This window comes from Ensifer sp. D2-11 (assembly GCF_054161295.1).
The window spans coordinates 398,258-417,500 of the sequence record NZ_CP096433.1 but is presented as its reverse complement, the minus strand read 5'-3'; the positions used below and the strand labels follow the sequence as shown (position 1 = coordinate 417,500).

Genomic DNA, 19,243 nt, shown 5'->3' with positions numbered 1-19,243 from the left:
TACGTCAACGCCAAGTTCGGCGACGCCGAGACGCGGTTCTATCGCTTCCAGGATCCGGACGACAATTCGATCGATTATTTCGACAAGGACGGCAAGAGCATCCGCCAGTTCCTGTTGCGCAATCCCGTTCCGAACGGCCATTTCCGCTCCGGCTTCGGCATGCGCCGCCACCCTATCCTCGGCTTCTCGCGCATGCACACCGGCGTCGACTGGTCCGCTCCGCGCGGCACGCCGATCATCGCGGCCGGAAACGGCGTCGTGCAGAAGGCCGGCTGGGACTCCGGCGGCTACGGCAACCAGACGCTGATCCGCCACGCCAACGGCTATGTGTCGTCCTACAACCACCAAAGCGCGATCGCCAAAAGCGTCAAGCCGGGAACGAAGGTCGTCCAGGGTCAGGTGATCGGCTGGGTCGGAACGACCGGCCTTTCGACCGGCCCGCACCTCCACTACGAGTTGATCGTCAACGGCAACAAGGTGGATCCCTTGCGTATCCGGCTGCCGGGAGGAAAATCGCTCGGCGGCGAGGCGCTGGCGAAGTTCGAGAAGGAACGCGAACGCATCGACGAGCTTCTCGGCGACGATGCGAACGAGGTCGCAAGCAAGTAGCCACACAGCAACGGTATCGCGAACTCGTAACAAAAAGGCCGCCCTGAGGGCGGCCTTCGTGGCTGTCGGAATGCGAGGCTTACGCGGCTTCCTTGTTCGCCCCTGCCCCGCGCTTGAAGTTCAGACGGTCGGAACCGGCAACGACCTTGATCACCGAGCCATCCGGGAACTCGCCCTGCAGCACTTTTTCGGCCAGCGGGTCCTGAACGTATTTCTGGATCGCCCGCTTCAGGGGGCGAGCGCCGTAGGCCGGATCGTAGCCCCTGTCCGCCAGGAAAACGCGGGCATCGTCCTCGAGCTCGAGCGTGATCTTGCGATCCGAGAGGAGCTTGCGCAGCCTTTCGAGCTGAATGTCGACGATCGCGCCCATTTCCGAGCGGCGCAGCCGGTGGAAGAGGATGATCTCGTCGACGCGGTTCAGAAATTCCGGACGGAAAGCGGCTCTCACCACTTCCATGACCTGATCGCGAACCGCATCGCTGTCCTCGTTTTCGCCGAGTGCGGTCAGGTATTCCGCACCGAGGTTGGAGGTCATGATGATCATCGTGTTCTTGAAGTCGACCGTGCGCCCCTGACCATCGGTCAGACGCCCATCGTCAAGCACCTGCAGAAGCACGTTGAAGACATCCGGATGCGCCTTCTCGATCTCGTCGAACAGCACGACCTGATAGGGCCGGCGGCGGACCGATTCCGTCAGCGCCCCACCCTCCTCGTAACCGACATAGCCGGGAGGCGCGCCGATCAGGCGGGCGACCGAATGCTTCTCCATGTACTCGGACATGTCGATCCGCATCAGCGCGGTTTCGTCGTCGAAGAGGAAGCGGGCAAGCGCCTTGGTGAGCTCCGTCTTGCCGACGCCGGTCGGACCCAGGAAGATGAAGGAGCCGATCGGCCGGTTCGGATCCTGAAGCCCTGCGCGCGAACGGCGAACCGCCCGCGAGACGGCCTGCACGGCATCACCCTGACCGACGACCCATTTCGCCAGCTCGTCTTCCATCCTGAGCAGCTTGTCGCGCTCGCCTTCCAGCATCTTGTCGACCGGAATGCCGGTCCAGCGTGACACGATATGGGCGATGTTGTCAGGGGTCACGACCTCCTGCACCATCGGGTTGGCGCTGGCACCATCCTGGCTTTCCGCTTCGGCCAGTTCCTTTTCGAGATTCGGGATCACCCCGTAGGCAAGCTCCCCTGCCCGCTGGAATTCGCCCTTGCGTTGCGCGATCTGCAACTCGTTTCGCGCTTCGTCGAGCTGTTTCTTGAGATCGGCGGCCTGCCCGAGCTTCTGCTTCTCGGCCTGCCAACGCGCAGTCAGTGCGGCTGCCTCCTCTTCGAGCGAAGACAGATCGAGTTCGAGCTTGGCAAGGCGATCCTTGGAGGAAACGTCGGTCTCCTTTTTCAAGGCCTCACGTTCGATCTTCAGTTGAATGACGCGCCTGTCGAGTTCGTCGAGTTCTTCCGGCTTCGAATCGACCTGCATCCTGAGGCGCGAGGCTGCCTCGTCCATGAGGTCGATCGCCTTGTCCGGAAGGAAACGATCGGTGATGTAGCGGTTGGAAAGTGCCGCAGCCGCAACCAGCGCGGAATCGGAGATCCGCACCTTGTGGTGCTGCTCGTATTTTTCCTTCAGGCCGCGCAGGATCGAGATCGTATCCTCGACCGTCGGTTCCTCGACCATCACCGGCTGGAACCGGCGGGCAAGGGCTGCGTCCTTCTCGACATGCTTGCGGTATTCGTCGAGCGTCGTCGCGCCGACGCAGTGCAGTTCGCCGCGGGCAAGCGCGGGCTTCAGGAGGTTCGAGGCATCCATAGCCCCGTCCGCCTTGCCTGCACCGACCAGTGTGTGCATTTCATCGATGAAGAGGATGATCTCGCCACCTTCCGAGCGCACTTCGTTCAGCACGGCCTTGAGCCGCTCTTCGAATTCACCGCGGAACTTCGCACCGGCGATCAGCGCGCCCATGTCGAGCGCCATCAGGCGCTTGTCCTTCAGGCTTTCAGGCACATCGCCGTTGACGATCCTGAGCGCCAGGCCTTCCGCGATGGCGGTCTTGCCGACGCCCGGCTCGCCGATCAGCACGGGATTGTTCTTCGTCCGGCGCGAGAGCACCTGGATCGTTCGGCGAATCTCGTCGTCGCGGCCGATCACCGGATCGAGCTTGCCTTCCCTCGCCTCGGCGGTCAGATCGCGCGCATATTTCTTGAGCGAATCGAAGCCTTGTTCGGCATTGGCGCTGTCGGCGGTGCGGCCCTTGCGGATTTCGTTGATGACCTGGTTGAGCTTCGTCGGCGTGACGCCGGCCTTGGAGAGGATCGACGCCGTCGCGGCCGAGCTTTCGATCGCCAGCGCCAGGAGCAGGCGTTCGACGGTTACGAAGCTGTCGCCGGCCTTCTTGGCCGCATCTTCGGCTGCGGTGAAAACCTTGGCGAGCGGCTGCGACAGATAGACCGAGCCGTTGCCGCCGGTCACCTTCGGAAGCTTCGCCAAAGCTGCGGCCGTACCGACCTTGGCTTCCCGCGCATTGCCGCCGGCGCGCTCGATAAGCGAAGCCGCCATGCCCTGATCGTCGTCGAGCAATACCTTGAGAACGTGCTCCGGCGTAAATTGCTGGTGCCCTTCGGCCAGCGCATAGGTCTGGGCCGACTGCAGGAAACCGCGGACGCGTTCCGAATATTTTCCGATATCCATTCTTTACCTCCATAGCCCGGCGAGCCCATCAACGTGGCACTGGCCGGTGTTTCAGGATCGGGCTCCCGCATTCGGCAAGCCCGTTTAATTCATCGCCGCGCGCCTCTTTGGAGGCGCTGACAATTTGAGTTCCTGTCCCGTCCTCGCATTGCGAGATCAGGTCTTCGAAGCGAAATATGGGGCAGCGCACTTCTGAATTAAAGAGCGGCAAATGGAGGCGGCAGAGACAATCGCGTGCGAATGCGATCGCGCGGTGGATGCGGCACGCGTCGAGATCTTCCGCGAAAGCAAAAAGCCCAGCCGTTACGGGCTGGGCTTTTAAAAGAATTGCTGCGGAAGGGTTATTCCGAGGTGGCGAGCGCCGGGGTATTGCCATCGGTTTCGGGCTGCGCGTCGCCCCCTGCCTCTTCCTGCGCGCCACGGCGCGGCTGCCGGCGAGGCCGGCTCGTGCTGCGGCGACGGGAGGCCGAACGACCGGCCGAGCCCTGCGCCTCCTCTTCCATGGCGACTTCGGCAGGCATGCCCTCGATCACGGGCTGAGGACCCGAACCGTCGATGACCGGCTGAGGCTCGTTGGCCGGAGCCGCTGCGGCCGACGGAGCGACCGGCATTTCCTCTGAATAGCCCTGATCCAGATCGTCCTGATCGCGATCGGCAGAGTCACGATCCTGATAGTCCTGGCGTTCGTCGCGCTGGAACCGGTCCTGCATCTGAGCCTGCGCAGCCGCGATGATGCGGTTGTAATGCTCGGCGTGCTGCAGATAGTTCTCAGCGATCACGCGGTCGCCGGAGCTCTGCGCGTCGCGAGCAAGGGCCGCATATTTTTCGGCGATGTGCTGTGCGGTACCACGAATCTTCACATCCGGGCCGGAGCTATCGTAGGTCCGCGTCAAGGGATTGGATCCCTTGCGATTGTTGTTGTTGTTGTTTCCGCTGTTGTTGTTATTCCGCCCACGGCCGCGCTTGTTTTGCTGTCCTGGCCTCATAGTCCATTCACCTGAATTTTCTTGATAATGATGATCATGTGGTTCCGCTCTCGGTGCGGAAGTCCGCACCCGAGAAAACATGCGCCATGGCAGATCGCCTCTTCGCGATCTCGGCGCCGGTCGACGTTAAATTAACAGGTACCCGCACAAGGCACTGTCGAACCCTAGCAACTCTTTCTTGAGAGCAATCCCCGTGGCCAGGTCATACTGGAACGAATCTTTGATCCAAGACCTTCTGCCCAGTGCGCGGGGTGAAACTAGCCCGCTTCCTTCGGGATTCCAAGCCCTTTCTTTGCTCTTCCGGAAAGAGAAGTGCGAGTGCAGCATTTTTTCAACGGTTATTGCTGCGCTCAATATCCTGCTGGAACACCAGGACCCGATCGTTGCCGCCGAGGTCCTTTGCGGCAGAGAGCAAACGAAAGCCCTGCGCTTCGAATAGCGCCGTTACCGCTCGTTTTTGATCGAAACCGATTTCCAAGCCTATTACGCCGTCTGTTTCAAGATGGCGACCAGCGTGAGAAGCAATGGCACGATAGGCATCAAGCCCATCCTCTCCGCCATCAAGTGCGGCGACCGGATCGTGGTATCTCACTTCCGGTTCAAGCTCCGGTATTACATTGGACCGGATATAAGGCGGATTTGAGACGATGATATCGAACCGTCCATCCACCGCCTCGAACCACTTGCTTCGAACGGTTCCGAAGCGCTCCGCCAAGCCATTCCTGCGAGCATTTTCAAGTGCCGTCGCCAGGGCGTCTTCGGATATATCGGTACCGAGACCGCGCGCGTCAAGTACCGCTGCGAGAAGAGCGAGACAAATCGCACCCGTGCCCGTTCCGAGGTCGACGATGCGACAACTCCCTTTGCTTGAGGCGATCCGCCGCGCATGGGGAATCAGGCAGTCGACCAGGATCTCGGTGTCCGGACGCGGTTCCAGCGTCTCTTTCGAGAGCTTGAGCTTCAGGCCGAAGAATTCCCGCTCGCCGAGAATCCGATAGACCGGCTCGTGCGCCGCGCGGCGCTCGACCGCGGCACGAATGCGCGCGGCATCCTCGTCGCTGATGGGCTCCCTTCCGCGCGTCAGGAGCGCGGCAAGCGCAAGGTCGAGCAGGCCGGAGATCAGGTGCCGTGCATCGAGCCCCGCCGATTCGAGGCCGGCGGCCTTGAGCCTGTCGCGGCTCTCGGCTAGGAGGCTGTCGAGGGTTTGGGCCATTGAAACTCAGTTCTGCCTTTCGCCGAGCAGCGCGAGCTGGCTTGCCTGATAGTCGGCGAGCAGCGCATCCACCACGTCGTCGATCTCACCTTCCATCATTCGGTCGAGCTTGTAGAGCGTGAGATTGATACGGTGGTCGGTCAAGCGTCCCTGCGGGAAATTGTAGGTGCGTATGCGCTCGGAACGATCGCCGGAACCTACCTGGCTCCTGCGGTCGGCCGAACGCTCGCTGTCGGCGCGCTGCCGTTCCATGTCATAAAGCCGGGAGCGCAGCACCTGCATCGCCTTGGCACGGTTCTGATGCTGCGACTTCTCCGAACTGGTGACGACGATGCCGGTCGGAATATGGGTTATGCGCACGGCCGAATCGGTCGTGTTGACGTGCTGCCCGCCTGCTCCCGAGGAACGCATCGTGTCGACGCGGATGTCCTCCGGGCGGACGTCGATGTCGATCTCTTCGGCCTCCGGCAACACCGCGACCGTAGCCGCCGAGGTATGGATCCGGCCGCTCGCTTCCGTCTCCGGCACGCGCTGCACCCGGTGGACGCCGGACTCGAATTTCAGCCGCGAGAAGACACCGCGGCCCGATACCGTTGCGATGATTTCCTTGTAGCCGCCGGCCTCGCCCTCGCTCGCCGACAGCACTTCGACGCGCCAGCCCTTGCTCGCGGCGTATCTCTCGTACATGCGGAAGAGATCGCCGGCAAAGAGCGCCGCTTCCGAGCCACCCGTACCGGCGCGGATTTCGAGGATCGCGCTCTTTTCGTCGGCCGCATCCTTCGGCAGAAGCAGGATCTGGATTTCCTGCTCGAGCGCTTCGATCTTCTCTTCGACCTCCGGCTTTTCCATCTCCGCGAGGTCGCGCATGTCCTTGTCGGTCGCCCGGTCGGCAAGCATTGCTGCGATGTCGGCGAGCTCGGCAGTCGCCTTCTCATAGGCGCGAATCTTCGAGACGACCGGCTGCAGCTCGGAATATTCCGAGGCCAGCTTCACGTAAACGTCGGCCGACGGGCCGGCGGACATGCGCGCCTCGATTTCGCCGAACCGCCGCTCCAGTTCGCGCATCTTTTCAACGGGAAGCTTTGCCAAATCTCACTCCAAATGCACTCGCCTCGCCCGGATCGCGTCCGGACGGAGACGAGAGCCCTCTTGTTCAATCTAAACCGGTATGCCGTTCGCCGCAGCGAAATCGACCAGGAGCTGGCGGATCGACGTGTCGGATTTGACGTCGTCGAGCGCTGCCTCGAGGAGTTCGTTGAGCCTGCCGGCATCGAGCGCCAGGAGCATTGCCTTGACCGGTCCGACAGCCGTCGGCGACATCGAAACCGACCGGAAGCCGAGCCCGAGCAACGCCATGGCCGAAAGCGGTTTGCTTGCCATCTCGCCGCAAAGCGTCACCGGCGTATTGTTGCGCTCGCCGGCCCGCACGATCTCCCGGAGAATCCGCAGGAACGGCCGGCCGAGAATATCGAAACGTTCGGAAACACGGGCATTGCCGCGGTCGACCGCCATGGCGAACTGGAAGAGATCGTTCGAGCCGACCGAAACGAAATCGACTTCGGCCATCAGTTCGTCGAGCTGCCAAAGCAGCGCCGGCACTTCCAGCATCGCCCCGAACTGCAGCTTGCGCGGCAATTGTTCGCCGAGCTTCGATTGGCGCTCGATCTCCTTCTGCAGGAGTTCTCGCGCGCTCTTCAGCTCCGCGACTTCCGTCACCATCGGCAGCATCATCTTGAGTTCGGCGCCGGCCGTCGCCCTCAGCATTGCCCGGAACTGGGTACGCAGCAGACCCGGCCGATCGAGCGACAGCCTGATGGCGCGCCAGCCGAGGGCGGGGTTCTCCTCTTCCGTGGCACGGAAATAGGGTACGACCTTGTCGCCGCCGATATCCAGCGTCCGGAAGGTGACCGGCTTCCCCGCCGTCTGCTTCATGACGTTGCGATAGAAGGCTTCCTGCTCCTCGGCCTTGGGCATGGTTGAAGCGATCATGAACTGCAGTTCGGTCCGGAAGAGACCGATACCTTCGGCACCCGCCTCGTTCAGATGGGGCAAGTCGACCAGCAGACCGGCATTCATCTGCAACGTAATGCGCTTGCCGTCCTTCGTCAGCGGCTCGACATCCCGGAGAGCGCGGAACTGCGCCTGCCTGCGCGCACGGAAGCGCACTTTCTCCTCGTAAGCGCGCTGCAGATCGGCCATCGGCCGCAGATGCACCTTCGCATCGTCGCCGTCGACGATGATCGCATCGCGGTTTTCGGCGAGCGCCACTGCCCCCGCCGCCTGGCCGACCACCGGGATGCCCATGGCGCGGGCGACGATGACCACATGGCTGGTGACCGCCCCCTCCTCCAGCACGAGGCCGCGCACGTTCTCGCGCGGATAGTCGAGCAACTCCGCGGCACCCATGGCGCGCGCGACGACGATCGCGTCATTCGGGAAATCGGCAGCCGAAAGCTTGGCGCCATAACCCGAAAGCTGGCGCAACAGCCGGTTCGCAAGATCGTCGAAATCGTGCATCCGCTCGCGCAGATACGGATCGGTCAGCCGGATCATCCGCGCCTTGGTCTCGCTCTGCACCCGCTCCACCGCCGCTTCCGCCGTCAGGCCGTTGCGGATCGCCTCCTCGAGCTTTCTCACCCAGCCGCGGTCATGGGCGAACATGCGGTAGGTCTCGAGCACCGCGCGGTGTTCGCCTTCCATCGAAACGTCGCGGCGCGACAGCATGTCGTCGATGGAGATGCGCAGCGAGCCGAGCGCCTCCGCAAGCCGCTGCAGTTCGTGCTCCGTGTCCTCGTTGAGCAGATTGGTGACGACGATGCGCGGCTCATGCAGGACGACGTAACCGAGCCCGATGCCTTCGCCGTAGCTGTTGCCCTCGATCGTCACCGGGCGGGACAGATCGAGCTCGAGCCCGGGTTTGGTGATCTTCTTGAGCTCGCCGGTCGCGACCATCTCGGCGAGCACCATAGCGGTCGTTTCCAGCGCCTCGACCTCGTCCTCGCGATAGTTGCGCTGCGCCTTGTTCTGCACGACGAGGACGCCGAGCGCGCGTCCCGTGCGCAGGATCGGAACGCCAAGGAAAGAGTGATAGATCTCTTCGCCCGTCTCCGGCAGGTAGGTAAAGGCGGGGTGCGACTGGGCATCGGAGAGATTGAGCGGCCGTGCCGAAGCGGCGATCGTACCGACGAGACCCTGTCCCATCTTCAATTGCGCCAGGTGCACCGCCGTCTTGTTCAGACCTTCGGTCGCGTAAAGTTCGAGCACGCCATCGGAGCGCAGCACGTAAACCGAGCACACTTCCGCAACCATGTTCTGCGCAATCTGGCGAACGATCCGGTCAAGGCGCTCCTGCGGCTCGAGCGGTTCCGCCATGAGCTCGCGCAACCGCTTGAGGAGAACGCGCGGACCTGCGGAAAGGTCTCTCATCGCGTGGGGTCTCCTGAATAAGAATAAACGTCGGGCCCATGCGGGACGCCGCGGCCTCTGCATGCATCCTCGAAGCGAAATCGATCCGAGGACAAGACCATGCAGCAGTTCCAATCACTACAGCGACGTCTTCCGTGTCTTTTCAGACGCGCGGCGCCGGGTCGCGAATCCCAAATCAAATGCCTGCCGTTTAACTCTTATCCAGACCGTAGACGGAATGCAAAGTGCGAACGGCCAATTCGGCGTAAGGTCCGTCGATCAGGATGGAGATCTTGATTTCGGAGGTGGTGATCGCCTTGATGTTGATCCCCTTGTCGGCAAGTGCCCGGAACGCGGAAGCGGCGACGCCCGCATGGCTGCGCATTCCGATGCCGATCACCGAGACCTTGACGAGGCCCGACTCCGACTGAATGACGTCATAGCCGATCTTTTCCTTGTTATCGCCCAGAACCCTGAGGGCCTTGTCGACGTCGCCGGACGGCACGGTGAAGGTCATATCGGTCTTCGAGCCGTCTTCCGAAATGTTCTGGACGATCATGTCGACATTGATGTGGGCTTCCGCAAGCGGCCCGAAGATCGCGGCGGAAACGCCCGGCCGGTCGGCCAGGCGGCGCAGCGAGATCTGTGCTTCATCCTTGGCATAGGCGATGCCGGTTACGACTTCCTGTTCCACGATCTCATCCTCATCACAAATCAGCGTTCCGGGCGGGTTCATGAGATCACCCATGCCCGGCGCATCGGGATCCTCGAAAGAAGAACGCACGAATGTGCGTACCTTGTGCACCATGGCGAGCTCGACCGAGCGTACCTGCAGCACCTTGGCGCCGAGAGACGCCATTTCCAGCATTTCCTCGAAGGCGATCTTCTTCAATCGCCGGGCCTTCGGCTCGATGCGCGGGTCGGTCGTGTAGACGCCGTCGACGTCGGTGTAGATGTCGCAGCGATCGGCCTTGACGGCGGCTGCGATTGCGACGGCGGAGGTGTCCGAGCCGCCGCGGCCGAGCGTCGCCAGGCGGTTGTCCGGACCGAGACCCTGGAAGCCGGCGACGACCGCCACCTGACCCTCGCCCATGCGTCGGATGACATCGGCGCCGTCGATTTCGAGAATGCGGGCCGCACCATGGGCGTTGTCGGTCTTGATCGGCAACTGCCAGCCCTGCCACGAGCGGGCGTTGATGCCCATCGACTGCAGCGCGATCGCAAGCAGGCCGGAGGTCACCTGTTCGCCTGAGGCGACGACCGCGTCATATTCGCGCGCATCGTAGAAGGGGGCGTTCGAGCCCGCGACCTTCGGCATGTTTTCGACCCAGCCGACCAGCTCGTTGGTCTTGCCGGACATGGCGGAAACGACGACAGCAACCTCATGGCCGGCATCGACTTCGCGTTTCACATGGCGGGCGACATTGTGGATGCGGTTCAAATCTGCGACGGAGGTCCCGCCGAATTTCATCACGATGCGTGCCATTTCGCCTCTACCGTAACAACATGTTTGCGCGCCTGCCACAGCGACCTTGGAGCGTCCAAAAAGACGCGCGGCGCCGTAGACGCGACAGGAAAACGCCCCCGCCGGCGCCTGACGATCAAAAAGCTTGAGGAGACTTCTCGGACATCAGCAAGTCGCCGCCTCGGGGAGCGGAAAGTCGCGGCGTCTCTTAGCGGATCAGGGGGCTGCGTGCAATGGCCGTCAGAGCGGCGGCCCAATCGCGCTGGACATGACACTGCTCTCAATTAAAAACCACTTGCATAACAATATCAGTTCTGTCAATCTCACTCCAGACGCAGGGCGGCCGCCCAACGGGAGGAAGGACGATGCGCAAAGTCATCATGTGGGACATGGTCAGTGTCGACGGGTTTTTCGAAGCTCCGGGGCATGACATCGGCTGGTTCGTTTTTGAAGAGGAACTCGACGCCTATATCCGCGAGACGCAGTTCGAGGCCGGCACACTGCTCTTCGGCCGCACCACCTACGAACTCATGGCCGCCTATTGGCCCTCGTCCCGGGATCATATCGCCGCCTTCATGAACGGGGTCGAGAAATACGTCTTCTCCAGGACGCTCAGGAGTGCCGACTGGAACAACACTACCCTCGTTTCCGGCGATGCCGCCGACGAGGTCAGGCGCCTGAAAGACCGCGAAGGCGGCGCGATCTTCATCTTCGGCAGCGCCGATTTCGCTTCCACGCTGATCGCTCAAGGACTCGTCGATGAATACCGTCTCGGCATCAATCCGGTGCTGCTCGGCAAGGGCACGCCCCTCTTTCAGAACGTTCCAGGTCGGACGAAGCTCGAGCTGACCCATGTCCGCCCTCTCAAGTCCGGTGTCGTCATTCTGCATTACCGGCCGGAATCGGCGTGAGCGACCGAGCCCCATCGACCGTCAGACGAGCCTCAGGCCCTTGACATCCCCCTTCGATCGTCCGACTTCAACATCGGAATGAAGGGCTACAGCGATCTTCGCGCGCCTGATCGAGACGCGCGGCGCTGAAGGATGAGGCAAGGAGGCTCTGATGAGCGAGACGGCGCGCACGATCGACCAGAGCGAGGTGGACCGCTTTTCTGCCATGGCGGCCGAATGGTGGGATCCGACCGGCAAGTTCCGCCCGCTGCATAAATTCAATCCTGTGCGCCTCACCTATATCCGCGACAAGGTCTCGGAGCATTTCGGCCGCGATCCGAAGAGCCGGCAGCCGCTTGAGGGGCTGCGAGTCCTTGATATCGGCTGCGGCGGCGGACTCCTTTCCGAGCCGATGGCCCGGATGGGAGCGGACGTCGTCGGGGCCGACGCCTCGGAAAAGAACATCGGCATCGCCAGAACGCATGCGGCCGGCAGCGGCGTCAGCGTCGATTATCGCGCCGTCACGGCGGAGGCCCTTGCCGAAGCCGGCGAGAGCTTCGACGTCGTTTTGAACATGGAAGTGGTCGAGCATGTCGCAGACGTCGAATTCTTCATGACGACCTGTGCGCATATGGTGCGCCCGGGCGGCCTGATGTTCGTCGCCACAATCAACCGCACACTGAAAGCCGCAGCACTCGCGATCTTCGCGGCCGAAAACGTGCTGCGCTGGCTGCCCCGCGGCACCCACCAATACGACAAACTGGTTCGGCCGGACGAGTTGGAAAGACCGCTCGAGGCGAGCGGCATGGAGATTGCCGACCGCACCGGCGTCTTCTTCAATCCGCTGGCCAACCAGTGGAACCTGTCGAGGGATATGGACGTCAATTACATGATCGTGGCGAAACGGCCGATCTGAGCCCTGTCGTCGTCAGTTCGTGTCGTCCGGCAGCACCGGCAGCGGGGCGATCTCGATTCCCTCTTCGATGAGGGCAATCGCCTCTTCCGCGGTCGCCTTGCCGATCAGCCCGCGCTGGTCGGCTTCGCCGTAATGAATCTTGCGCGCCTCGTCCGGGAAGCGCTCGCCGACGTCTTCCGCGTTTTCGCGAATCGACTTCACCAGCTCCTTGAGCTTGGCAACCGTTTCCTTCTGGGCCTGGTCCATTACCAGTTCGCGGCGTGCTTCCTTCTTGCGCGCCGTGGAGACGGCAGGTGCCATCAGCTGCTTACTGACGGAAACGGAACCGCAACTGGGACAGGTGACCAGGCGCCGGGCGACCTGGCGGTCGAAATCGTCGCTAGAGGAAAACCAGCCCTCGAAGGCGTGGCCCTTGTCACAGGCAAGATTGTAGTGGATCAAGCTGCAGCGCCTCCTTTTCCCGCCGGAACCACCTCATCCAACACGAAGCTGCGCGCGTTCCTGAGGTTGGGAATCTTGGCGCGCGCCGCGTGCACCGCCACCACATCGATCTCGGCGACGATGATCTCCTCGCCGGTCGGTCCGGCTTCGGCCAGCACCCTGCCCCAGGGATCGATGATCATCGAGTGGCCGAAGGTCTCCCGGCCATCCTCATGCGTGCCCGCTTGGGCTGCGGCAATAACGAAGAGCCCGTTTTCGATGGCCCGGGCGCGCAGCAGGATTTCCCAATGCGCCTCGCCGGTCTGGCGCGTGAACGCCGCCGGCACCGACATGATCTCGGCTCCCGCCACGGCCTGCTGGCGGAAAAGCTCGGGGAAGCGCACATCGTAGCAGATCGAAAAACCGAGCTTGCCGAAGGGAAGATCGGCAGTACGGGCGGTATTACCCGGATGATAGGCGGCGCTCTCGCGCCAGCTTTCGCCATTCTCCAGATCCACGTCGAACATGTGGATCTTGTCGTAATCACAGATCTTCGCGCCGTCAGGCCCGAACAGGAAGCCGCGATTGGCAATCTTTCCATCCGCGCGCGCGATCGGTGTCGAGCCGACATGCAGGTGGAGCCCGAGCTCGCGGGCAAGTCGGGATGCCTCGCGAACGACGACGTCGTTCTCCCCATCCTTCAACACCGACCGCAAACCCGTCCGGTCGCGCTGAACCGCTCCGGTCATCTCCGGCGTCTGGACATAGGTTGCGCCCCGCGAAGCCGCTTCGCGCACCAGCTTCGCCATCGTCTCCGCATTTCCTGCGGGGTCGACACCGGAGCACATCTGGACGGCGGCAGCCTTGAACGTCATCGCCTTCTTTCTCCCAAGCGGAACTTTGGATCAAACCGATCCGGCATCGCAGCATTCATCTCTTTCGGATGGAAAGGCCAGTCGTGGCATTTCACTTCAGGCCGCGAGCAGATCGTCGAGCTTGCCGGCACGATCGAGCGCATGCAGATCGTCGCAGCCGCCGACGGGAACATCGTTGATGATGATTTGCGGGAAGGTCCTGCCGCCCCTGGATTTTTCGATCATCTCCTGGCGAAGTTCAGGTGCATAAGTGGCGTCATACTCGGTGAAGTCGACGCCCTTGCTTTCCAGAAGTTTCTTCGCCCTCGTGCAATAGCCGCAGAACTGACGCGTATAAATGACGACCGAAGCCATGGTCTCCAACTGCTCCTTCACCGGCATCGATCGCCGGACATCTTCTTGTCATATAGGACCGGACATGGCCCTTGCAAAGGTCAAAACCGTGACGTCTCCGGCGCCCGCACGCTTCAGCGCCCGGGTCGCGGCGGCGACGGTCGCGCCGGTCGTGTAGACGTCGTCGACGAGAACGATGCGCTTGCCCGCGAGTTCCCGCTTCGCGCCTTCGGGTACTGCGAAGGCGCCGCGGACATTGTCCTCGCGTGCCCTGGCCCCGAGTCCGACCTGCCGGCTCGTGCGCTTGATGCGGCGAAGGACATCCGGCCGATAGGCTCTTGCGGAACGCTCGGCAATGACGCGTGCAAGCTCCGCCGCCTGATTGAACTTGCGTCTCCAGAGGCGGAGCGCATGGAGCGGAACCGGCACGATCATGTCCGCCGCTGCCACGGCACCGTCGCCGGCGCGGATCATCCACTCCGCCATCATGGGTGCAAGGTCGGTGCGATCACGGTATTTCAGGCCATGCACGAGGTCGCGGACGATCCCTTCGTGAATGGCCACCGATCGCAGCCTGTCGAAGACCGGAGGATTGGCAATGGCCTCGGGCGAAACCGCGCTCTCGCCCGGATCGTAGGCGAAGGGCAAGCCCAGGACCTCGCAATAGGGCCGCTCGATGAACGGCATGCCTGCCCAGCAGGAAGCGCAGACGGCATGGGCATATCCGGTCAGCCGGCCGCATCCCGAGCAGACTGGCGGAAAGACGAGATCGACCGCCTGGGCCGAAATCCGGCGGAGGATGCCCACCCAATCCATCGCCCAGTTTTCCTGCCCGCCCGGTTTCATGCGCTTGACTTAATTCGTGTTGCTGTCTGTCGCGTTAGACCCTAACTGAGCAGAGGACGGAGGGTGCAGCAAGTTTTAATGCGCTGCAGCGGCCTCTGCGCGTCCGATAAGACGCGCGGCGCTGCAGGGTTTCTGTCGCACCCCGCGATTTCGGAGAGACTGTCGTGGAAATCATCTTTGACCAGAGCCTCGTCGAGGCGCATCGCCGGCGCGCGCTGCGCCAGGGCGACGAGAAGGCAGGCTTCCTGCTCGACATCGTCGCACAGGAACTTGCCGAGCGCGTGAGCGTCGTCGAACGGCAGTTCGAAACGGCCATGGAGCTGCACGGCTATACGGGTGCCGCCGCGCGCAGCCTTGCCACGACCGGCAAGGTCGGCACGATCGAGCGGGTGGAAACCGACAGCGCCTTCGGTTCGGCCGGCGAGCCGGTGACGGAGGCACCTCTGGAGCGCATCCCGGACGAACCGGCGTCGCTCAATCTCCTTGTGTCGCCACTGTCGCTCCATCTCACCAACGATACGCCCGGCGTCTTCATCCAGGCGCGCCGCGTGCTGAAGCCCGACGGATTGTTCCTTGCCGCAATACCCGGCAGCGGCACGCTGCAGGAGCTGCGCGAGGCGCTTCTCGCAGCCGAGGCGGAACTGACGGGCGGGGCGAGCCCCCGGGTGATCCCCTTCGCCGACGTGCGCGACATGGGAGCCCTTCTGCAGCGGGCGGGCTTTGCGCTGCCGGTGGCGGATACCGAGACCTACACCGTCCGCTACGATTCGCTTTTCGGCCTCATCCGCGACTTGCGCGCAATGGGCATGACGAACCCGCTCGCTTCGCGCAATCGCAAGCCGATGCCGCGGCGCTTCTTTCTCAGAGCCGCAGAAATCTACGCGCAGCGATTCTCCGATCCGGACGGGCGCATCCGCGCGACCTTCTCGATCATTTATCTTTCGGGCTGGGCGCCGCACGAGAGTCAGCAGAAGCCGCTCAAACCCGGCTCGGCAAAGCAGAGACTGTCCGACGCGCTTGGCGCGAGCGAGCACAAGCTCAAGGATGAAGGCGAGCCGTGATCCAGGCTCTTAGATCCAGGCTGCCTCGATCGTGTTGGTGACGAAGGTCAGCATGCCGAGCAGTGCGCCGGAGAAATTCTGCAGGCCGATGAGAAGGCCGACCGAGATCAGCGCGGCCAGGAGTCCGTATTCCACCGCCGTAGCGCCGTCGTGGTCTCGAAGCAGGCGTCTCAGCGTTTCCATTGGTCCTCCAGCCGCTCAGGACGTGCGTAGTTTCAAAAGATTGAAGCTCAGCGTCGCCTTTCGGCGCTCCGCTGCGCTCAGCATCCACTCCTGCTGCCATCGGCATCGATGATGCAGACGGCACCCGGCATCTCCTGAAGCACGCTGCGCCGAACGGTGTAGCGCTTGGCCGTACCGCCCGAGGGTATGGAGCCCGTCGAGATGTTGTCATAGTCGATCGGCGTGTTCGCAAGCATTCGCTTGTCGCTTTTGGACGACAGCATCGGCGTAAGGATGAGCGTCAGCGCAATGACCGCCGTGCCGAACAGCAGCGACAGATTGAGCACGCCTGTCCGGCGGGACTGGCTCGTCACCAGATCCTTGTCCTGAACCGTCCTCCAGAAATCCTCGTCCACCATCCCAGCCTCATGAAACACGTAAAGAGCGGCGGGCGAAGCACCCTTCCCAAAGCCTCGTCCTGACCACAACTGCCCGAAAACGGCGCCGTCGAGGTGACGCGCGCCGGAACTGACCCCATCATGCCCCGAGGTTGATAAACGTTCGATTAACGAATTATCGAATTTAGCGGGATTGCGCGCCCAGGGCGAAGTTCTTCACCGCTCTGTTAGGCGTTTCACTGATTCATTGAAACAGCCCTTCCGCACGTAAAAACGTTATACGCTTTTCATGGACGTGCTCCTAAAGCAAATCCATCAGGAACGGGATCAGCGGCTCGTCGGCGGGTGGCATGGCGTAGTCGCGCAACGCCTTCGGGCGCACCCACTTGATCGCCTGGCCTTCACAGCCTTCGGCAAACCCCTCGTAGCGACGGCAGATGTAAAGCGGCATCAGGAGGTGAAAGTCGTCGTAGCTGTGGCTCGCGAATGTCAGCGGCGCGAGGCAGGCGACTTTGGTGCGGATGCCGAGCTCCTCTTCGAGCTCGCGGATCAACGTCTCCTCCGGGGTCTCGCCGCTCTCGACCTTGCCGCCCGGGAACTCCCACAGGCCCGCGAGAGGCTTGCCTTCCGGGCGTTGCGCCAGCAGAACGCGTCCATCGGCATCGACGAGCGCGCAGGCGGCAACGAGCACGATCTTCTTACCCTGCATGTCCGTCAGACCTTCGGCGTTCGATAGAGATAGCGGTAGACCTCGGTGAAACCGGCCTTGCGATAAAGCTCGATCGCAGCCCCGTTGTCGGCCTCCACCTGCAACCAGGCCTTCTTCGCGCCCTTGAGACGGGCCCAACGGAGCGAGGCGTCGAGGAGAGCACTGCCGACCCCGCGCCGGCGAACCGCTTCGGCAACCGCGAACTGCATGATGCCGGCAAGATCATTGTCGTGCACGACGAGCGACACCGCCGTCGGCCCGATCTTTCGGTCCTCGAACAGGAACAGGCCGCATTCGGGCTTGATGGCGTTGATGATCCCGGTCAGCGCCTGCTTGGCTTCCGGAGGATCCCTGCCGATCAGGATGCGGGCATCCACGAAACGGCCGACATCCTTGATCGGCAGATGGTCGATGCCTTCGCTGAAATCGCGCTCCGCCAGATCGAGCGCCAGAACCAGACTGTGCGCGAACGACGTCCAGCCCTCGCCATCCATATGGTCGATCATCTTCGGCGGCGTCAGCGGCGTCTGGCGAACCGTGAGCGTGCGGCCCGATTCGGCAAAAAGCCTGCGCGCCTTCTCCAACCGGATGGCTATGTCGCGATAGTCGGACGGATCGAGCGGGTTGACGGAATTCAGGCGCTTGGAAGGGTGCCCCGCCGTCAGACGGATAAGCCAGCTGCCGTCATATTGCACCGACGAGGCCGGCCAGGCGCGAAAACCCACTGCTTCCAGCCGCCGCACGCTCGGTAGGTCGACCGCGACCGTTTCCCCGTTCCCCGCCCCGTCGCCGGGCGGCTCTCTGCCGTTCGATGTCATGTCCATAGCCTTGAATGCTGCGGGGCCGGAAAGAGCGCGCGGCTTTCCGGCCGCAACCCGCTCTCTCAACTCCTCGACCGTATCAGCTTCTGTAGTCGCCGTTGATTTCGACATATTCCTTGGTCAGGTCGCAGGTATAGACCGTGGCGCGGCCCGAACCCAGACCGATATCGACGCGGATCGGAATGGTCTCGCCCTGCATGACCGCAGTCGCGGCCGCTTCCGAATAGGCCGGATCGCGCTCGCCCTCGACTGCGACGCGGATATCGCCGAACCAGATCGCCAGCCGGTCGCGCTCGGCCATCTCTCCCGACTTGCCGACGGCCATGACGACGCGCCCCCAATTGGCGTCCTCGCCCGCAACCGCCGTTTTGACGAGCGGCGAATTGGCTATCGAAAGTGCGATACGTTTGGCGGCGGCATCGTTTTCCGCGCCCTCGACCGTCACCTCGACCATCTTGCGCGCGCCCTCGCCGTCGCGCACGACCTGCAACGCCAGATCACGCAGCAGATCGTCGAGCGCGGCGCGGAACCCGTCGAGACGCGGGTCGGCCGCGTCCTCGACCTTCGCCTGGCCATCGCCTGCCGCCGCACCGGTCGCAAACAGCATCAGCGTGTCGGAGGTGGACGTGTCGCTGTCGACCGTCACCGAATTGAAGGTGGGTTCGACGCCTGCCTGAAGCAGTGCCTGAAGCGCCGCCGGGGCAATGTCCGCATCGGTGACGACGAAGGAGAGCATGGTCGCCATGTCGGGCGCGATCATCCCGGCGCCCTTGGCGATCCCGTTGATCGCGACCTTGACACCACCGATCTCGGCGCTGCGGGTGGCAACCTTCGGATAGGTATCGGTCGTCATGATCGCTTTGGCCGCTTCGAACCAGAAGTCCTGGGTGGCGGACGCGGCGAGCTCATCGAGAACACCGGCGAACTTGGTGGCGTCGAGCGGCTCGCCGATGACGCCCGTCGACGCCAGGAAGACCTCCGCCTCGCTGCAGCCGACGGCCTTTGCCGCGGCCTCGGCCGTGAGCCTGGTCGCCTCCCTGCCCTTCTTGCCGGTGAACGCGTTGGCATTGCCCGAGTTGACGACGACGGCGCGCGCAATGCCGCCGGGCAGGTTCTGCCGGCAATGATCGACGGGAGCGGAGGGGCACTTCGACCGCGTGAACACGCCGGCCACGGATGCCGGCCGGTCGAAGAGCATCATCAGCACGTCGGTCCGGTTCTTATACTTGATCCCTGCGGCAGCGGTCGCCATGCGTACGCCGCGAAGGGCCGGCATTTCGGCAAAGGTTTTCGGAGCAAGCGGAGAGACGGAACCGGACATGGGATTGAACCTGCTTTTCAGAAGCCTCGGATGTTGTGCGAAATGCCCGAACGGCATTCAGCCGTCGGGCATCCGGATCTTTGAAGGCAGAGCGGAGCAAATGCGAGCGACCTCAGCCTCCGCTCGG

Annotated in this window: 19 protein-coding genes (1 of these 19 only partly in view); 4 read left to right on the top strand and 15 right to left on the bottom strand. The window is 62.8% G+C overall.

Going from position 1 to position 19,243, the window contains the following annotated elements:
• A protein-coding gene (locus M1D34_RS01950) for a M23 family metallopeptidase (protein ID WP_010970071.1) crosses the window boundary here: on the top strand, nt 1-609 show its 3' end. Its footprint begins 1,332 nt before the window's first position; the window shows 609 of its 1,941 coding nt (coding positions 1,333-1,941); its start codon lies off the left edge, out of view; its stop codon occupies nt 607-609.
• Between the two features lie 79 nt (nt 610-688).
• Here M1D34_RS01950 and clpB read toward each other — a convergent pair whose 3' ends face one another.
• The 6 genes from clpB to M1D34_RS01920 all read right to left on the bottom strand — a co-directional run bounded on the left by clpB (nt 689) and on the right by M1D34_RS01920 (nt 10,385).
• Nucleotides 689-3,295 carry an ATP-dependent chaperone ClpB gene (clpB, locus tag M1D34_RS01945; protein WP_498780407.1) on the bottom strand — a complete coding sequence of 869 codons (2,607 nt, stop codon included), beginning with the start codon at nt 3,293-3,295 and terminating at the stop codon, nt 689-691.
• A 341-nt stretch (nt 3,296-3,636) separates the two neighbouring features.
• Nucleotides 3,637-4,281: a DUF4167 domain-containing protein gene (locus M1D34_RS01940; RefSeq protein WP_003533528.1), complete on the bottom strand. Its 645-nt coding sequence runs from the start codon at nt 4,279-4,281 to the stop codon at nt 3,637-3,639.
• 331 nt (nt 4,282-4,612) lie between these two features.
• On the bottom strand, nt 4,613-5,494 hold the full coding sequence (gene prmC, locus M1D34_RS01935; RefSeq protein ID WP_010970073.1) for a peptide chain release factor N(5)-glutamine methyltransferase: 882 nt from the start codon (nt 5,492-5,494) through the stop codon (nt 4,613-4,615).
• Nucleotides 5,495-5,500: 6 nt separating this feature from the next.
• Complete coding sequence (gene prfA, locus M1D34_RS01930; protein ID WP_010970074.1) at nt 5,501-6,583, bottom strand: peptide chain release factor 1; 1,083 nt, start codon at nt 6,581-6,583, stop codon at nt 5,501-5,503.
• Between the two features lie 69 nt (nt 6,584-6,652).
• Nucleotides 6,653-8,920 carry a phosphoenolpyruvate--protein phosphotransferase gene (gene ptsP / locus M1D34_RS01925; protein WP_015007926.1) on the bottom strand — a complete coding sequence of 756 codons (2,268 nt, stop codon included), beginning with the start codon at nt 8,918-8,920 and terminating at the stop codon, nt 6,653-6,655.
• Nucleotides 8,921-9,110: 190 nt separating this feature from the next.
• Entirely contained in the window at nt 9,111-10,385 is a 1,275-nt protein-coding gene (locus M1D34_RS01920) for an aspartate kinase (RefSeq protein ID WP_003533520.1), read from the bottom strand.
• Nucleotides 10,386-10,729: 344 nt separating this feature from the next.
• On the opposite strand from M1D34_RS01920, the gene M1D34_RS01915 reads away from it, so the two are divergent.
• Together M1D34_RS01915 and ubiG are read left to right on the top strand one after the other, a co-directional pair.
• Nucleotides 10,730-11,275, top strand: coding sequence for a dihydrofolate reductase family protein (locus M1D34_RS01915; protein ID WP_027993545.1), 546 nt, complete (start codon nt 10,730-10,732; stop codon nt 11,273-11,275).
• Between the two features lie 151 nt (nt 11,276-11,426).
• Entirely contained in the window at nt 11,427-12,170 is a 744-nt protein-coding gene (gene ubiG, locus M1D34_RS01910) for a bifunctional 2-polyprenyl-6-hydroxyphenol methylase/3-demethylubiquinol 3-O-methyltransferase UbiG (protein ID WP_498780403.1), read from the top strand.
• Between the two features lie 12 nt (nt 12,171-12,182).
• Here ubiG and M1D34_RS01905 read toward each other — a convergent pair whose 3' ends face one another.
• From M1D34_RS01905 to M1D34_RS01890, 4 genes are all read right to left on the bottom strand, one after another.
• Nucleotides 12,183-12,611 (bottom strand): DUF1178 family protein, encoded by a 429-nt coding sequence (locus M1D34_RS01905; protein WP_003533515.1) that lies wholly within the window; start codon nt 12,609-12,611, stop codon nt 12,183-12,185.
• Nucleotides 12,608-13,465 (bottom strand): carbon-nitrogen hydrolase family protein, encoded by an 858-nt coding sequence (locus M1D34_RS01900; RefSeq protein WP_498780401.1) that lies wholly within the window; start codon nt 13,463-13,465, stop codon nt 12,608-12,610. Before M1D34_RS01900 ends, M1D34_RS01905 begins: the two co-directional genes overlap by 4 nt.
• 96 nt (nt 13,466-13,561) lie before the next feature.
• Complete coding sequence (grxC, locus tag M1D34_RS01895; protein WP_003533511.1) at nt 13,562-13,819, bottom strand: glutaredoxin 3; 258 nt, start codon at nt 13,817-13,819, stop codon at nt 13,562-13,564.
• A 48-nt stretch (nt 13,820-13,867) separates the two neighbouring features.
• Complete coding sequence (locus tag M1D34_RS01890; protein ID WP_028010998.1) at nt 13,868-14,614, bottom strand: ComF family protein; 747 nt, start codon at nt 14,612-14,614, stop codon at nt 13,868-13,870.
• Nucleotides 14,615-14,808: 194 nt separating this feature from the next.
• Between M1D34_RS01890 and M1D34_RS01885 the strand changes: the two genes are divergently transcribed.
• The gene (locus M1D34_RS01885; RefSeq protein ID WP_498780399.1) at nt 14,809-15,705 is read left to right on the top strand and encodes a methyltransferase domain-containing protein; all 897 of its coding nucleotides are present in this window, start codon (nt 14,809-14,811) and stop codon (nt 15,703-15,705) included.
• A gap of 9 nt (nt 15,706-15,714) precedes the next feature.
• Here M1D34_RS01885 and M1D34_RS01880 read toward each other — a convergent pair whose 3' ends face one another.
• The 5 genes from M1D34_RS01880 to argJ form a co-directional block, all read right to left on the bottom strand.
• Complete coding sequence (locus M1D34_RS01880) at nt 15,715-15,888, bottom strand: Flp family type IVb pilin (RefSeq protein ID WP_010970082.1); 174 nt, start codon at nt 15,886-15,888, stop codon at nt 15,715-15,717.
• A 77-nt stretch (nt 15,889-15,965) separates the two neighbouring features.
• On the bottom strand, nt 15,966-16,286 hold the full coding sequence (locus M1D34_RS01875) for a hypothetical protein (RefSeq protein WP_003533504.1): 321 nt from the start codon (nt 16,284-16,286) through the stop codon (nt 15,966-15,968).
• A 280-nt stretch (nt 16,287-16,566) separates the two neighbouring features.
• The gene (gene mutT / locus M1D34_RS01870; RefSeq protein WP_498780396.1) at nt 16,567-16,974 is read right to left on the bottom strand and encodes an 8-oxo-dGTP diphosphatase MutT; all 408 of its coding nucleotides are present in this window, start codon (nt 16,972-16,974) and stop codon (nt 16,567-16,569) included.
• Between the two features lie 5 nt (nt 16,975-16,979).
• Complete coding sequence (locus M1D34_RS01865) at nt 16,980-17,798, bottom strand: GNAT family N-acetyltransferase (protein ID WP_028010995.1); 819 nt, start codon at nt 17,796-17,798, stop codon at nt 16,980-16,982.
• A 76-nt stretch (nt 17,799-17,874) separates the two neighbouring features.
• Nucleotides 17,875-19,116, bottom strand: coding sequence for a bifunctional glutamate N-acetyltransferase/amino-acid acetyltransferase ArgJ (gene argJ / locus M1D34_RS01860; protein ID WP_003533501.1), 1,242 nt, complete (start codon nt 19,114-19,116; stop codon nt 17,875-17,877).
• Nucleotides 19,117-19,243: the final 127 nt, after the last annotated feature.

What these genes read in the sequence shown, in the direction of transcription:
- M1D34_RS01890 (WP_028010998.1), bottom strand. Translation starts at nt 14,614, where the DNA reads ATGGATTGGGTGGGCATCCTCCGCCGGATTTCGGCCCAGGCGGTCGAT.
- M1D34_RS01920 (WP_003533520.1), bottom strand. Translation starts at nt 10,385, where the DNA reads ATGGCACGCATCGTGATGAAATTCGGCGGGACCTCCGTCGCAGATTTG.
- argJ (WP_003533501.1), bottom strand. Translation starts at nt 19,116, where the DNA reads ATGTCCGGTTCCGTCTCTCCGCTTGCTCCGAAAACCTTTGCCGAAATG.
- M1D34_RS01880 (WP_010970082.1), bottom strand. Translation starts at nt 15,888, where the DNA reads ATGGAAACGCTGAGACGCCTGCTTCGAGACCACGACGGCGCTACGGCG.
- grxC (WP_003533511.1), bottom strand. Translation starts at nt 13,819, where the DNA reads ATGGCTTCGGTCGTCATTTATACGCGTCAGTTCTGCGGCTATTGCACG.
- ubiG (WP_498780403.1), top strand. Translation starts at nt 11,427, where the DNA reads ATGAGCGAGACGGCGCGCACGATCGACCAGAGCGAGGTGGACCGCTTT.
- ptsP (WP_015007926.1), bottom strand. Translation starts at nt 8,920, where the DNA reads ATGAGAGACCTTTCCGCAGGTCCGCGCGTTCTCCTCAAGCGGTTGCGC.
- prmC (WP_010970073.1), bottom strand. Translation starts at nt 5,494, where the DNA reads ATGGCCCAAACCCTCGACAGCCTCCTAGCCGAGAGCCGCGACAGGCTC.
- M1D34_RS01940 (WP_003533528.1), bottom strand. Translation starts at nt 4,281, where the DNA reads ATGAGGCCAGGACAGCAAAACAAGCGCGGCCGTGGGCGGAATAACAAC.
- M1D34_RS01875 (WP_003533504.1), bottom strand. Translation starts at nt 16,286, where the DNA reads ATGGTGGACGAGGATTTCTGGAGGACGGTTCAGGACAAGGATCTGGTG.
- M1D34_RS01900 (WP_498780401.1), bottom strand. Translation starts at nt 13,465, where the DNA reads ATGACGTTCAAGGCTGCCGCCGTCCAGATGTGCTCCGGTGTCGACCCC.
- mutT (WP_498780396.1), bottom strand. Translation starts at nt 16,974, where the DNA reads ATGCAGGGTAAGAAGATCGTGCTCGTTGCCGCCTGCGCGCTCGTCGAT.
- M1D34_RS01915 (WP_027993545.1), top strand. Translation starts at nt 10,730, where the DNA reads ATGCGCAAAGTCATCATGTGGGACATGGTCAGTGTCGACGGGTTTTTC.
- M1D34_RS01865 (WP_028010995.1), bottom strand. Translation starts at nt 17,798, where the DNA reads ATGGACATGACATCGAACGGCAGAGAGCCGCCCGGCGACGGGGCGGGG.
- clpB (WP_498780407.1), bottom strand. Translation starts at nt 3,295, where the DNA reads ATGGATATCGGAAAATATTCGGAACGCGTCCGCGGTTTCCTGCAGTCG.